The 11,515-nt window shown below is 65.5% G+C and carries 17 protein-coding genes and 1 tRNA gene; 6 read left to right on the forward strand and 12 right to left on the reverse strand.

The window, feature by feature from the left end; all coding sequences use genetic code 11:
• A partial coding sequence (locus BLT64_RS25025; RefSeq protein WP_496559550.1) for a D-alanine--D-alanine ligase occupies positions 1-436 on the reverse strand: 436 nt, incomplete at its 3' end.
• Positions 437-657: 221 nt separating this feature from the next.
• Between BLT64_RS25025 and BLT64_RS25030 the strand changes: the two genes are divergently transcribed.
• Positions 658-734 (forward strand) — tRNA-Asp (locus BLT64_RS25030).
• 75 nt (positions 735-809) lie between these two features.
• Here BLT64_RS25030 and ureG read toward each other — a convergent pair.
• Genes ureG through BLT64_RS26675 form a run of 9 tightly spaced genes read right to left on the reverse strand, consistent with a single transcriptional unit; the run spans position 810 to position 6,504 of the window.
• On the reverse strand, positions 810-1,445 hold the full coding sequence (gene ureG / locus BLT64_RS25035) for an urease accessory protein UreG (protein WP_011747528.1): 636 nt from the start codon (positions 1,443-1,445) through the stop codon (positions 810-812).
• Positions 1,442-2,089: an urease accessory protein UreF gene (locus tag BLT64_RS25040; RefSeq protein WP_011747529.1), complete on the reverse strand. Its 648-nt coding sequence runs from the start codon at positions 2,087-2,089 to the stop codon at positions 1,442-1,444. The genes ureG and BLT64_RS25040 overlap by 4 nt, the downstream gene beginning before the upstream one ends.
• Entirely contained in the window at positions 2,070-2,534 is a 465-nt protein-coding gene (locus BLT64_RS25045) for an urease accessory protein UreE (protein ID WP_011747530.1), read from the reverse strand. The genes BLT64_RS25040 and BLT64_RS25045 overlap by 20 nt, the downstream gene beginning before the upstream one ends.
• A gap of 12 nt (positions 2,535-2,546) precedes the next feature.
• The gene (gene ureC, locus BLT64_RS25050) at positions 2,547-4,235 is read right to left on the reverse strand and encodes an urease subunit alpha (protein WP_011747531.1); all 1,689 of its coding nucleotides are present in this window, start codon (positions 4,233-4,235) and stop codon (positions 2,547-2,549) included.
• Positions 4,235-4,540, reverse strand: a complete 306-nt coding sequence (locus BLT64_RS25055) for an urease subunit beta (RefSeq protein ID WP_041530140.1) — start codon at positions 4,538-4,540, stop codon at positions 4,235-4,237. Before BLT64_RS25055 ends, ureC begins: the two co-directional genes overlap by 1 nt.
• A gap of 12 nt (positions 4,541-4,552) precedes the next feature.
• Positions 4,553-5,113 carry a HupE/UreJ family protein gene (locus BLT64_RS25060; protein WP_011747533.1) on the reverse strand — a complete coding sequence of 187 codons (561 nt, stop codon included), beginning with the start codon at positions 5,111-5,113 and terminating at the stop codon, positions 4,553-4,555.
• A complete protein-coding gene (locus BLT64_RS25065; RefSeq protein WP_011747534.1) occupies positions 5,114-5,425 on the reverse strand; it encodes an urease subunit gamma in 312 nt (103 codons plus the stop codon). It abuts the gene before it with no gap.
• 1 nt (position 5,426) lies between these two features.
• On the reverse strand, positions 5,427-6,266 hold the full coding sequence (locus tag BLT64_RS25070) for an urease accessory protein UreD (protein WP_011747535.1): 840 nt from the start codon (positions 6,264-6,266) through the stop codon (positions 5,427-5,429).
• A 4-nt stretch (positions 6,267-6,270) separates the two neighbouring features.
• The gene (locus BLT64_RS26675; RefSeq protein ID WP_128492989.1) at positions 6,271-6,504 is read right to left on the reverse strand and encodes a hypothetical protein; all 234 of its coding nucleotides are present in this window, start codon (positions 6,502-6,504) and stop codon (positions 6,271-6,273) included.
• 186 nt (positions 6,505-6,690) lie between these two features.
• On the opposite strand from BLT64_RS26675, the gene BLT64_RS25075 reads away from it, so the two are divergent.
• From BLT64_RS25075 to BLT64_RS25090, 4 genes are all read left to right on the forward strand, one after another.
• Complete coding sequence (locus tag BLT64_RS25075) at positions 6,691-7,032, forward strand: ArsR/SmtB family transcription factor (RefSeq protein WP_041529827.1); 342 nt, start codon at positions 6,691-6,693, stop codon at positions 7,030-7,032.
• The gene (locus BLT64_RS25080) at positions 7,029-7,505 is read left to right on the forward strand and encodes an SRPBCC family protein (protein WP_011747538.1); all 477 of its coding nucleotides are present in this window, start codon (positions 7,029-7,031) and stop codon (positions 7,503-7,505) included. The genes BLT64_RS25075 and BLT64_RS25080 overlap by 4 nt, the downstream gene beginning before the upstream one ends.
• Positions 7,502-8,374 carry an SRPBCC family protein gene (locus tag BLT64_RS25085; protein WP_011747539.1) on the forward strand — a complete coding sequence of 291 codons (873 nt, stop codon included), beginning with the start codon at positions 7,502-7,504 and terminating at the stop codon, positions 8,372-8,374. Before BLT64_RS25080 ends, BLT64_RS25085 begins: the two co-directional genes overlap by 4 nt.
• Positions 8,375-8,471: 97 nt before the next feature.
• Positions 8,472-9,098, forward strand: coding sequence for a YdeI/OmpD-associated family protein (locus tag BLT64_RS25090; protein WP_011747540.1), 627 nt, complete (start codon positions 8,472-8,474; stop codon positions 9,096-9,098).
• Between the two features lie 404 nt (positions 9,099-9,502).
• Here BLT64_RS25090 and BLT64_RS26680 read toward each other — a convergent pair whose 3' ends face one another.
• A complete protein-coding gene (locus BLT64_RS26680; protein ID WP_128492990.1) occupies positions 9,503-10,207 on the reverse strand; it encodes a hypothetical protein in 705 nt (234 codons plus the stop codon).
• A 96-nt stretch (positions 10,208-10,303) separates the two neighbouring features.
• Here BLT64_RS26680 and BLT64_RS27080 point away from each other — a divergent pair, with 96 nt between their 5' ends.
• On the forward strand, positions 10,304-10,471 hold the full coding sequence (locus BLT64_RS27080) for a hypothetical protein (protein ID WP_157137427.1): 168 nt from the start codon (positions 10,304-10,306) through the stop codon (positions 10,469-10,471).
• A gap of 241 nt (positions 10,472-10,712) precedes the next feature.
• Here the strand turns inward: BLT64_RS27080 and BLT64_RS26150 are convergent.
• Positions 10,713-11,464, reverse strand: a protein-coding gene (locus tag BLT64_RS26150) for an IS5 family transposase (RefSeq protein ID WP_086000141.1) whose coding sequence is annotated in 2 segments (ribosomal slippage) — positions 10,713-11,143 and positions 11,143-11,464 — 753 coding nt in all. Because the reading frame shifts where the segments join, the coding sequence is not laid out codon by codon here.
• Between the last annotated feature and the right edge of the window lie 51 nt (positions 11,465-11,515).

Raw genomic sequence — 11,515 nt, forward strand, 5'->3', positions numbered from 1 at the left:
GAACCCCGCAAGAGGACCCATCCGCAACGGGCTTCAGGACATAAGGCAGCTGCATCACATGCGAAGCACTCGCATCGGCAGCGGAAACCACGATGGACTCGGCGACTGGAACGCCATGCGCGGCGGCAACATGCTTGGCATTGATCTTGTGCATTGCAAGCGCCGAGGCCATCACTCCGGAATGGGTATAGGGAATCCCAAGATTTTCCAGCAATCCCTGGACCGCGCCATCCTCGCCGCCGGTTCCGTGCAATGCGTTGAAGACGACGCTTGGGCGAATTTGCAGCAGCTTTTCCGCGATATCGTCCCGCACCTCGACCCGTGCCACACGGTAACCTGCCTTGGCCAAGCCTTCCGCACATGCATGTCCAGATGAAAGACTGACGGAGCGCTCCGAGGAAGTGCCTCCCATCAACACGGCAACGAACGGATCCACGAAAACCTCATCTGCGTTCACGCTTGGAATAGACTCAATAAATGCGGGAAGCTCAATGATATTCAGGTGTCTCTGTCAGAAATTCGTGGGTTATCCAAAACAAATCAACCCATAATGGAAATAAACCACCATTGGTTTAATTTCAGGTGGGGTGTTGATTGTATATTGACCTGCCGGCCTCAATGCGGATAGATCGGGTGCAAGCCTGATGAGGCTGAAATGCGGTTGTAGCTCAGTTGGTTAGAGTACCGGCCTGTCACGCCGGGGGTCGCGGGTTCGAGCCCCGTCAACCGCGCCAATTTTCCAGTTTTCCCTTGATGGCCATGCCTCGCCTATGGGCGGCCGTTCTCTGGACTGCGATCTCCTCGGGCGGCTATTGCCCGTGCGAATGCGCAGGGCAGGGCTGCAACCCGCCCTGTTCGATCAGGAAATCGACCACCTCGGCCACGCCCTTGCCGTGGCGCAGCGCGGCCATGACCACCGGGCGGCCTGCGCGCGAGGCCCGGGCATCGGCCTCGAGCAGCGCGGCATCCACGCCGACATGCGGCGCAAGGTCGGTCTTGTTGACGACCAGCAGGTCCGAACGCGCAAGGCCGGGGCCGCGCTTGCGCGGAATGTCCTGTCCCGCCGCCGTGTCGATGACATAGATCGTCAGATCGGCAAGTTCGGGCGAGAAGGTCGCGGCCAGGTTGTCGCCGCCGGATTCGATCAGAACCAGGTCCAGGTCGGGAAAGGCCGCGTTCAGCTCGGCGATGGCGGCAAGGTTGATGCTGGCATCCTCGCGGATGGCGGTATGGGGGCAGCCGCCGGTCTCGACGCCGCGAATGCGTTCCGAGGGCAGCACCTGCGCGCGCATCAGCGCCTCGGCGTCCTCGCGCGTGTAGATGTCGTTGGTGATCACCGCCATCGACAGGCGCGGCGCCAGCGCGCGGGCGATCTGTTCGGTCAGCGTCGTCTTGCCCGCGCCGACCGGGCCGCCGATGCCGACGCGCAGGGGTCCGTTGCTCATGATCGAAAAATCCTTGTCACCATGGTTTCGTGCCGCATCGCGGCGAGGTCCGCGCCCCATGTGGCGCTGGCCAGATCCTTGGGGTCGGCCGTTCCGGCCCGCGCCGCCGCCGCCAGAAGCGCAGGCTGCAATCCGGCCAGCATCGCCTGACCCTCGACCGGCCCGAGCGGCAGGAACCGCACCGCCGCCGAGATCAGCGCTGCCGCCTGCGCCTGAAGGTAAAGGCCGATGATCTCGCCCGCGGGCAGGGGAAGGCAGCCGCAGGCCCGGCCTACCGCCACCGGCAGGGCGGCTGCGGACTGCGGCCGGCCGGTCAGTGCCGCGACATTGGCGGCGAAGGCGGTGCCCTGCTCGACTGTCTCGGCCAGGCGCCGGGCGCAGGGACACATGGCCCGCGCCAGGTCGTCCAACTCGGCGTGATCGGCGCCCCGGCGCAGCGCCAGCGACAACAGCACCGCATCGCACCAGCCCGCGCCGTGGTCCAGCCAGTCCTCCAGCCATTGCGGCAGGGTGGCACGCGTCACCGCGCCTTGGTCCATCGCCCATTCCAGCCCCTGCGACCAGGCGAAGCCTCCGGTCGGAAAGGCGGGCGACAGGTATTGCGCCAATCTCAGCCGGGCGGCTTCAGGCGTGATGGTGGTCATGCGCATGGCCGTGGTCATGGCCGAAGGTGCGGCCGTGGCCATAGGCGCCGCCTTCGGGGCGGAAGGGCAGGTTCTGGTGGCTGATCTCGGCGCCAAGCCGGCGCAGCATGGCCTCCAGCACGTGATCCTGACGGATGATCAGCCGGTCGGCCTCGATCCGGCAGGGGGTGTGACGGTTGCCGATATGCCATGCCAGCCGGGCCAGGGGGCCGCGAACGACCAGGACCGGCTCGGCCGCGGCGCGGACGACGACGATGCGGCCGTCCGACAGCGCGAAGGCGTCGCCGTCCTCGAGGCTGGCGACCTCGGCCAGGTCGACCATGAAATCCCCGCCCGCGCAGGCCAGCCGCTTGCGGCGCAGAAGGCGGGATTCGTAGTCCAGAACCACCTCGGCGTCGAAGGGGCCGGGGGCGTTGCGGATGATGCGGTCGCTGCAGGGGATCATGGCTTGCCTTGCTCAGAACAGGAAATATCGTTGCGCCATGGGCAGTTCCGTGGCGGGTTCGCAGGTCAGCAATTCGCCGTCGGCGCGGACCTCGTAGGTTTCGGGGTCGACCTCGATCTGCGGCATCGCATCGTTCAGGACCATGTCCGCCTTGCCGATGCCGCGGGTCTGCTCGACCGCGATCAACGCCTTGCCCAAGCCGTCGCCCGCCCCGGCTTCGAGCCCCGCCCGGCTGAGAAACAGGGCCGATGCGCGGCCGGCATGCCCCCACATCGGGCGGCTGAAGATCGGCTGCACCGGGATCGAGCCGTTGGGATCGCCCATCTGCGCCACGCTGATCCGGCCGCCGACCAGCACCATCTCGGGCTTGACGCCGAAGAAGGCGGGCGACCACAGCACCAGATCGGCGCGCTTGCCTGGCTCGATGCTGCCGACATGGGTGCTGATGCCATGCGCGATGGCCGGGTTGATGGTGTATTTCGCGATATAGCGGCGGGCGCGCAGGTTGTCGTTCTCGCCCGTCTCGCCCGCCAGGCGCCCGCGCTGGCGGCGCATCTTGTCGGCGGTCTGCCAGGTGCGGATGATCACCTCTCCGATCCGGCCCATCGCCTGGCTGTCCGAGGAAATCACGGAAAACGCGCCCAGATCGTGCAGGATGTCCTCGGCCGCGATGGTTTCGCGCCGGATGCGGGATTCCGCGAAGGCCACGTCCTCGGGCACCCGGCGGTCGAGATGATGGCAGACCATCAGCATGTCCAGATGCTCTTCGATGGTGTTGCCGGTATAGGGCCGCGTCGGGTTGGTCGATGAGGGCAGCACGTTGCCCATCCCCACCATGCGGATGATGTCGGGGGCATGGCCGCCGCCCGCGCCCTCGGTGTGATAGGCGTGGATGGTGCGGCCGGCGATGGCGGCCATCGTATCCTCGACGAAGCCGGATTCGTTCAGCGTGTCCGTATGGATCATCACCTGCACGTCCATCGCATCGGCCACGGTCAGGCAGCAGTCGATGGCGGCTGGGGTGGTGCCCCAGTCCTCGTGCAGCTTCAGCGCGCAGGCGCCCGCGCGGACCTGTTCCTCGAGCGCGGCGGGCAGCGAGGCGTTGCCCTTGCCCGCGATGCCGATATTGACCGGCAGTTCGGCGCAGGCTTCCAGCATCCGGGCGATATGCCAGGGCCCCGGCGTGCAGGTGGTGGCCAGCGTGCCATGCGCGGGGCCGGTGCCGCCGCCCAGCAGCGTGGTGACGCCGGAATGCAGCGCGTGGTCCACCTGTTGCGGGCAGATGAAGTGGATATGGCAGTCCATGCCGCCGGGGGTGAGGATGCGGCCCTCGCCCGCGATGATCTCGGTCCCCGGCCCGATGATCAGGGTCACGCCGGGCTGGGTGTCGGGATTGCCGGCCTTGCCGATCCCGGCGATGCGCCCGTCCCGCAGCCCGACATCGGCCTTGGTGATGCCTTGGTGGTCGAAGACCACGGCGCCGGTGATGACCGTATCCATCGCCCCGGCCTCGCGCGTCACTTGCGACTGGCCCATGCCGTCGCGGACGACCTTGCCGCCGCCGAAGCGGACCTCCTCGCCGGGGATGGTCAGGTCGCGCTCGACCTCGATCAGCAGTTCGGTATCGGCCAGCCGGATGCGGTCGCCGGTGGTGGGGCCGTAAAGCGCCGCGTAATCGGCGCGCGAGAGCGTCTGACCCATCACAGTTCCCCCATCACCTGCTTGCGAAAGCCCTGCACCACGCGGTCGCCGGCGAAGGGGATGAGGTTCACCTCGCGCGACTGGCCGGGCTCGAACCGGATGGCGGTGCCCGCGGGGATGGCCAGGCGCATTCCCCGCGCGGCCGCGCGGTCGAAGACCAGCGCCGGGTTGGTTTCGGCGAAATGGTAATGGCTGCCGACCTGGACCGGGCGGTCGCCGCTATTGGCGATCATCAGGGCGATCGGCGCGCGGCCCGGGTTCAGGGTGATGTCGCCGGGGGCGACGAGGATCTCGCCCGGGATCATATGGCGGATCATTCAGCCCCCCATCGCCAGGGCGATGCCCGCCAGCGCCGTGCCGCTGCCCAGCCCGCGCAGCAGCACCCCGCGATGCAGTATCCTGCCAAGGCCGATCCCAGCCAGATGCAGCGCTGCGGTCGCGATGGCGAAGCCGACAGCATAGGCGATCAGGCCCTGCGCCGGTCCCTCGGCCCCATGCGCCCAGCCATGCGCAAAGCCGAAGAAGGCGCTGCCCGGCGCCAGCACCGCCAGCGGCAGCCGTGCCGCCATGGCCACCAGTGCCCCAAGGATCACCACCGAGGCGAGGATCATCGGCTCGACCCCCGGAAAGGGCAGCCCAGCCCAGCCCGCGACGCCTCCGGAGACCATGCCGCCGACAAAGGCCATGGGCAGCGCCCAGAGCGCGCGCCCGCCGATCTGTGCGGCCAGCAGGCCAAGTGCGACCATGGCCAGCAGGTGATCGGCGCCGCCCAGCGGATGCGACAGGCCGCCGACGAACTGACCCGCGTCATGGCCGGGATGGGCAAGGGCCATCTGCGGCAGAAGCGTCGCGGCGGTGATGAGGGAAAACCGTTTCATTCAAGCCTCGTGGCGGATGGGATGGTGGACGGTCACCAGCTTGGTGCCGTCGGGAAAGGTGGCCTCGACCTGGACCGCCTCGATCATCTCGGGCACGCCGGACATGCATTGCCCGGCCGTGATCACATGCGCGCCTGCCTGCATCAGATCGGCGACGCTGCGCCCGTCGCGGGCGCCTTCGACGACGAAATCGGTGATCAGGGCGATGGCCTCGGGGTGGTTCAGCCGAACGCCGCGCGACAGCCGGTTGCGGGCGACCATCGCGGCCAGCGAAACCAGCAGTTTCTCGCGTTCGCGGGGGGTAAGGTTCATCTTAGACCTGCCAGATGCGGGGAAGGGGATCGGGGCGCAGGACGCGCAAAAGACGGATGACCTGCCGGCGCAGGGGCCAGCCGTCGTCCGCCAGCAGGCGCAGGATCAGGCGGCCCGGCGGCGCGCTGGCCGCGCCGGTGACGCCGGGCTCGTCCAGCACCGCGCGGGCCGGCTCCAGCAGGTCGGCGGCATGCGGGGCGATCAGCGCCAGGCTGGCCATCGCCCGCGCTTTGCCCAGCATGGCGGGGTGATGCAGCCGGGACAGCGCCGCATCGTCCAGCGCCAGCGCGTCGTGATGGATCATCCGGCCATCCTGCCGCACGATGCGGCGGTCGGTCAGCTGCAGGTGCCGGATGGTCTCGCCCATGGCGAGACGACCCAGGATGATGGGCTCCAGCAGCAGGCAGCCCGCGCCGGGGGCCAGATCGACCGCCGTTTCCCGCCCCAGCCGCGCGCCGTCGTAAAGGATCGTCTCCTGCGGCAGCCAATCCAGCCAGCCGCCTTCGCCCACCTGCAGATGCAACCGGATCTGTGCCGGCGCATCCTTGGCGCGATAGGCGCGTTCGGCCGTCTGGGTGGTGGCCAGCGCCTGCGTGCGGGGGGCCAGTTCGATGCGATAGTCCAGCCTGTCGCCCGAGGCCAGCCCGCCGGCGGTGTTCAGAAAGACGATCTCGGGCCGCCCGGCGGTCATGCGCGGCAGCATCGCCTTGGCCGAGCCCGATTGCGCCAGATCCTCGATCCCGCGCGGACCCAGCCGGACCGAAGCGGCCCCCCGGCTACGCTGCATTCTGATGGGTGCGATGGCGTCGAACATGGGGCCAGAGAGGCGCCGGCCGCGCATAAGGTCAATCGGCGGCGGGGCAGGGGCTGCGCATCATGCAGGCAAGATAGGTGTCTGCGCCCGCCATATAGGCAATCTGGGCAATCCGCAGGCAGTCTGGAATATGCCGGATAAGCGTGATGGGGCCGGCAAGGGTGTCCTTCGCATCTGCCGGCATCTGCCGGATGCGACGGCGAGGGTTCGGGCCACCGTTGCGGCGGCGGTCCCGAGGAGTGGCAACGCGTTTTTCGCCGATCATCCTCAAGCCGCCCTGCGGTGACAGGCATGGGGATCGGTGGATCCACATCGCTGCGCGCGAGCGATCAAGGCGAACTCGCCCCGATTGTCCGGACCCCGCTCATCGGCAAAGGTCCACGAGCAAAACTTAGCCGACCGGCGAAGTTTTTCCTTGCTTGCGGGTCGCGGAAGGGAAATGGTTAGCTTCATGGCTAAGCATGATCCCGACCTCTCGCTGCTCTTTCATGCGTTGGCGGACCCGACCCGGCGGGCGATCCTGATGCGCCTGGCCAGGGGGCCCGCGCCGGTGACGCAACTGGCCGCGCCCACCGGGCTGCGCCTGCCGACGGTGATGCGGCATCTTTCGGTGCTGGAGGAGGCGGGGTTGATCGCCACGTCCAAGGACGGGCGCGTGCGGTCCTGCGCCATCGTGCCCGAGGCCCTGGCCCCGATGCGGACATGGCTCGACGAGCAGCGGGCCATCTGGGAAAGCCGGCTCGGCCGGCTGGACGATTACGTCATGAAATTGATGGAGGAACGCGCGAAATGACACTCGATCTCGACCCCGATACCGACCTGAGCTTTACCCGCACGCTGGCCGCGCCCCGGCACCTGATCTGGGAATGCTGGACGCAGCCCGAGCATATCCCGCATTTCTTCATCCCCGCGCCGCACAAGGTGACGGCGGTGGATATCGACCTGCGGGTCGGCGGGCGCTTCAACACCACCTTCGAGGTCGAGGGCAACGTGATGGACAATCACGGCGTCTGGCTGGACCTGGTGCCGGGGGAAAAGCTGGTCTTTACCGACGGCTATACCGAAGGCTGGAAGCCTGCGCCCGAGCCGTTCATGACCGCGATCCTGCTTCTGGCCGATGCGCCGGGCGGCGGGACGACCTACACCGCGATCGCCCGCCACCGCAATCCCGAGGCGCGCAAGTCGCATGAGGACATGGGTTTCTTCGACGGCTGGGGCACGGTGGCGACGCAGCTCGAAGCCTATGCCAAGGGCTTGGCGGGATGAGCCGCTTCGCGACGCTGAACTTCGAGCGGCAGGTGGCGGCGCCCGTCGCCACCCTGTGGCAGGCCTGGACGGCGCCCGCCGCGCGGGCGGTCTGGGCCGCACCCGTGCCTTCGGTCGCGGTGGAGTTCCTGGAGGCCGACACCAGGGTCGGCGGGCGCGAGGTCTCTCTGTGCAAGGCCGAGGGCCAGCCCGTCATCCGCTGCGAATGCGGCTGGCTGGAGTTGCAGCCGGGGCAGCGCAGCGTAAACCACGAGGTGGTTTCGTCCGAGGGCGTGGCACGATCGGCGGCGCTGGTCACAGCGGATTTCCTGCCGGACGGCGTGGGCAGCCGGCTGGCGGTGACGGTGCAGCTTTCCTCGCTCGAGGGCGACATGGAGGCGAGCTATCGGCAAGGTTTCGACGCGGGGCTCGACAATCTGGCCGGCGTGGCCGGGCGGACCATGGTGCTGGAGCGTGTCATCCGGGCACCCCGGCAGGTGGTCTGGGACGCCTGGATGAACCCGGAAACCCTGCCGCAATGGTGGGGGCCGGAAGGATTTTCCTGCCGCACCAAGCGGATCGACCTGCGGACGGGTGGCGAATGGGTCTTCGACATGATCGGACCGGATGGCACGGTCTTTCCGAACCACCACCTTTACGGCGAGGTTCGGGCCGAAGAGAGGCTGGGCTATACGCTGCTCTGGGGAGAAAACGGGCCGAAGCATGCCGATGCCTGGGCCGCGTTCGAGGAAGCGGACGGGACGACGACGGTGACGCTGGGGATGGTCTTTAGCACGGGGGCCGAATTCCAGCAGGCCAAGGGCTTTGGCGCCGTGGAACTGGGCTTGCAGACCTTGGGGAAACTGGCGCGTTTCGTCGGGGCCGAGTGACGACCTCCCGGCTGTCGGTTTATACCGGGATTGCCCGGCTGGCCGATGCCGGCAGGCGGCGGCATCCGGGCGAAGGGCAGGGCAGGGATGGCGGGTCATGGCGATGATCACCGACGCGGAGGATTTCTTCACCAAGGGCTGCGGCCGCTGCGCCCGGTTCGCAACGCCGGACTGCTCGACGCGGCAGTGGATCCGCGGGCTGAACCAGTTGCGCCGCATCTGCCGGGACATGGGGCTGGAGGAGGTGGTGAAATGGGCGCATCCCACCTATATGCATGCCGGCCGCAATATCGCGATCTTCGGCGCGTTCCGGGGCGATTTCCGGCTCAGCTTCATGAACCCCGCCCTGTTGCGGGACAGCGAAGGCGTGCTCGAGCCTCAGGGCCCGAACAGCCGGACGCCGGGCATGATTCGCTTTACCGAGGTCGAGCAGGTTTCGGCGATGGAGCCGGTGATCCGGGCCTATCTGCGGCAATTGATGGATCATGCCGAGGCGGGCACGAAACCGCCCAAGGTCGAACACCAGATCGACATGCCCGTTGAACTGGCCGAGGCGCTGGATGCCGACCCGGAACTGGCCGAGGCGTTTCACGCGCTGACTCCGGGGCGGCAGAAAAGCTACCTGTTCAACCTCAACCAGGCCAGGCAGTCAGCGACGCGGATGGCCCGGATCGAGAAGTTCCGCGACAAGATCATCGCCGGCAAGGGCGCGACGGAGCGCTAGGGACTGCGGCCACCGAGCGCGGGGGCCGCGCGCTTGAGCCTCGTTGGGCTTTGATCCATGCGCAAGCCTGATGATGCCGGCCACCGATGCGATCGGAGTGCGAGAGGATCATCACCTGTCAAGAGAGGGAACCTGGGGCAGAAGCTGGGTCACTCAAGGCCACTCATCTCGGGGACGACGGCCGCGCGTGACGATCTTGCCGCCAGTCAAGGTCGGCAATAGCTGTTGCTCAGCTATAAAAACTGAATTTATATTAACGATTTGGATGAACTGGCTGGGGCGGTAGGATTCCTGTTAGACGGAAGATCCGGTACCAGAATGTTGCCAGCTGGTGGCCGGGCGGGGCAACAGGTGGGGCGTTTACCCGACCAGTTTGAGGGCCTACGCTTCTTCAGCTATCGGGATCAAGAGGTAGATGCCGGGTTCATTCCAGCGGGCTTAACAAGTAGTACCCGCTGTCTGCGACCCGTCTTAGTTATGAAAACGATCTCTTCCGATGCGTCATCATTAACGACATACTTCAGTTTCCCTATGGAGAAAGCTTGGCCGTTTACAATGGCCTCATCTCCATTGGCCGAAATTTGAACATCATCACGCTCCTTAGACAGCCGTTGAAGTATATCTTTCATAGACTGCACCTCAAGCAAGCGAACCTCTCGAATGATCTGCGAGATGGTGATCGGCTCAAGACCGCCCTTTTGTCTTTCCTCGTTTAGCCGCCACATCGTTTTACGGGTGAAATAATACCCAAGTGTCGCTGCTAGGACTGTACCTGCTCCTGCAATTGCCCACCCAAACGGAGTCAGGCCCAGGAATGTTGTAACAGGGGCAATACCAAGATAGCTGGCGACACCGCCAAGCCCGACCGCGGTAAGAGTAGCTCCAACTCCTCCTGCTACCGAGGCACCAATCCCACCGGCAGCACCGAATATGCCTGCCGCGGAGATAAGTCCGATGCCACTAAAGAGCGCCTTGTTCCCAAGAACTAATGCTCCAATCCATGTGCTTGATAGGGTGCCTGCCACATACCCCCCAGCAGCGGTTGAAGCGATCCAAGCTCCGGACGAGTGAAGCACTGGTATGGCCAGAGCGAGGAAAGGGAAAACCATAAACCACTCCTATGGATGTTTGAGCAGCCTCTCCGTTCCTCAGGAAATGAGGAATCTCCTGCATCTGAAATAGAAGCAGAAACAGGAACTTACTTGATGAATAAAACCACATTCCAGCGCCTTGTCAAGCGTGCCTTTCATTCAGTCAGATGCTGGCTGACCCTTATGCTGATCGCGTGGGTGGCATCCCGCATCAGCCGTGAACTTGCCATGGCGATCTACACGGAAGCTCTCAAGGCGGGGTGGTACGATGCAGCCCGGTGACGTGGTGGTTATCTCTGCCTTCGATGACGTGCCGGGATACCTGTTCCAGATCGAGCGGGTGCCGGACGACCATGTGACAGGGATTGCCCTCATTGGTCCTCTGGCGGGGAATACAGAGAACCGGACTTCTCGATGATTCCCAGGGTCTTGGATCCGAAAACCAGATGGCTGGGAACTCAGCAGTCCCTCTAAGCCAAAGCAACCAATCGGAAAAATCAGAAACACTAGGGCGTGTGGGGATTCATCGTGAGTTGATAACGGCTGCAGCGAGGTAGACCATTGCTTCGAAGCTCTGATCGGTTTTGCAGGCACGCATGGCGATGCGCTTGAACTCCTTCAGCTTGCAGAAGAAGTTCTCGATGAGGTGGCGCCAGGCGTAGATGTCGGGGTCGATCCTGAGTTTCTGCGCGCGGGCGGGGTGTTGTGAGATCACGATCCGAGCGCCGCGGTCGTTCAACTCGGCAACCAATGCATTGCTGTCGAAGGCCTTGTCGGCGATCAGCCCGTCGAAAGCGATCCCGTCGATCAGCGGCGGCACCTCGACGCTGTCGTAGCGCTGGCCCGGCATCAGACGGAAGCGCACGAGGTTGCCCAAGGCATCGGTGAGGGCCAGAATCTTGGTCGTCATGCCGCCTTTGGAGCGGCCAATGGCCTGGCTCTGAGTCCCCCCTTTGCGCCCTGACCATGACGGTGGACCTTGACGATCGTCGCATCGACCATGGCATATTCCAGGTCAGGCTCATCCGACAGCGCATCGAATATGCGCCTGAAAACATCGGCTTCCCGCCAATCTCGGAACCGCCGGAATGCCGTGTTCCAGTTGCCGAACCGCTCCGGCAGGTCGCGCCACGGACTGCCCGTGCGCACAATCCACAGCACCGCCTCCAGAAACAACCGGTTGTCTTTGCCGCTGCGTCCAGGGTCGCTTGGCTTACCCAGACAATGCGGCTCGATCTTCGCCCACTGGGCATCCGTCAGAACATCGCGATCCATCCGGAGGATGAATCACATCAACCCCCGTTTGTGAATCCCCACACGCCCTAG

This window comes from Paracoccus denitrificans, assembly GCF_900100045.1.
In the GTDB taxonomy this organism is placed as follows: Bacteria; Pseudomonadota; Alphaproteobacteria; order Rhodobacterales; family Rhodobacteraceae; genus Paracoccus; species Paracoccus denitrificans.

Excerpts from the sequence above, each read along its gene's own strand:
- BLT64_RS25075 (WP_041529827.1), top strand. The coding sequence starts at position 6,691 with ATGGCTAAGCATGATCCCGACCTCTCGCTGCTCTTTCATGCGTTGGCG.
- BLT64_RS25045 (WP_011747530.1), bottom strand. The coding sequence starts at position 2,534 with ATGATCCCCTGCAGCGACCGCATCATCCGCAACGCCCCCGGCCCCTTC.
- BLT64_RS27080 (WP_157137427.1), top strand. The coding sequence starts at position 10,304 with ATGAATAAAACCACATTCCAGCGCCTTGTCAAGCGTGCCTTTCATTCA.
- BLT64_RS25060 (WP_011747533.1), bottom strand. The coding sequence starts at position 5,113 with ATGAAACGGTTTTCCCTCATCACCGCCGCGACGCTTCTGCCGCAGATG.
- BLT64_RS25070 (WP_011747535.1), bottom strand. The coding sequence starts at position 6,266 with ATGCGCGGCCGGCGCCTCTCTGGCCCCATGTTCGACGCCATCGCACCC.
- BLT64_RS25080 (WP_011747538.1), top strand. The coding sequence starts at position 7,029 with ATGACACTCGATCTCGACCCCGATACCGACCTGAGCTTTACCCGCACG.
- ureC (WP_011747531.1), bottom strand. The coding sequence starts at position 4,235 with ATGGGTCAGACGCTCTCGCGCGCCGATTACGCGGCGCTTTACGGCCCC.
- BLT64_RS25065 (WP_011747534.1), bottom strand. The coding sequence starts at position 5,425 with ATGAACCTTACCCCCCGCGAACGCGAGAAACTGCTGGTTTCGCTGGCC.
- BLT64_RS25085 (WP_011747539.1), top strand. The coding sequence starts at position 7,502 with ATGAGCCGCTTCGCGACGCTGAACTTCGAGCGGCAGGTGGCGGCGCCC.
- BLT64_RS25090 (WP_011747540.1), top strand. The coding sequence starts at position 8,472 with ATGGCGATGATCACCGACGCGGAGGATTTCTTCACCAAGGGCTGCGGC.
- BLT64_RS25040 (WP_011747529.1), bottom strand. The coding sequence starts at position 2,089 with ATGACCACCATCACGCCTGAAGCCGCCCGGCTGAGATTGGCGCAATAC.
- BLT64_RS26680 (WP_128492990.1), bottom strand. The coding sequence starts at position 10,207 with ATGGTTTTCCCTTTCCTCGCTCTGGCCATACCAGTGCTTCACTCGTCC.
- BLT64_RS25055 (WP_041530140.1), bottom strand. The coding sequence starts at position 4,540 with ATGATCCCGGGCGAGATCCTCGTCGCCCCCGGCGACATCACCCTGAAC.
- BLT64_RS26675 (WP_128492989.1), bottom strand. The coding sequence starts at position 6,504 with ATGATCGGCGAAAAACGCGTTGCCACTCCTCGGGACCGCCGCCGCAAC.
- ureG (WP_011747528.1), bottom strand. The coding sequence starts at position 1,445 with ATGAGCAACGGACCCCTGCGCGTCGGCATCGGCGGCCCGGTCGGCGCG.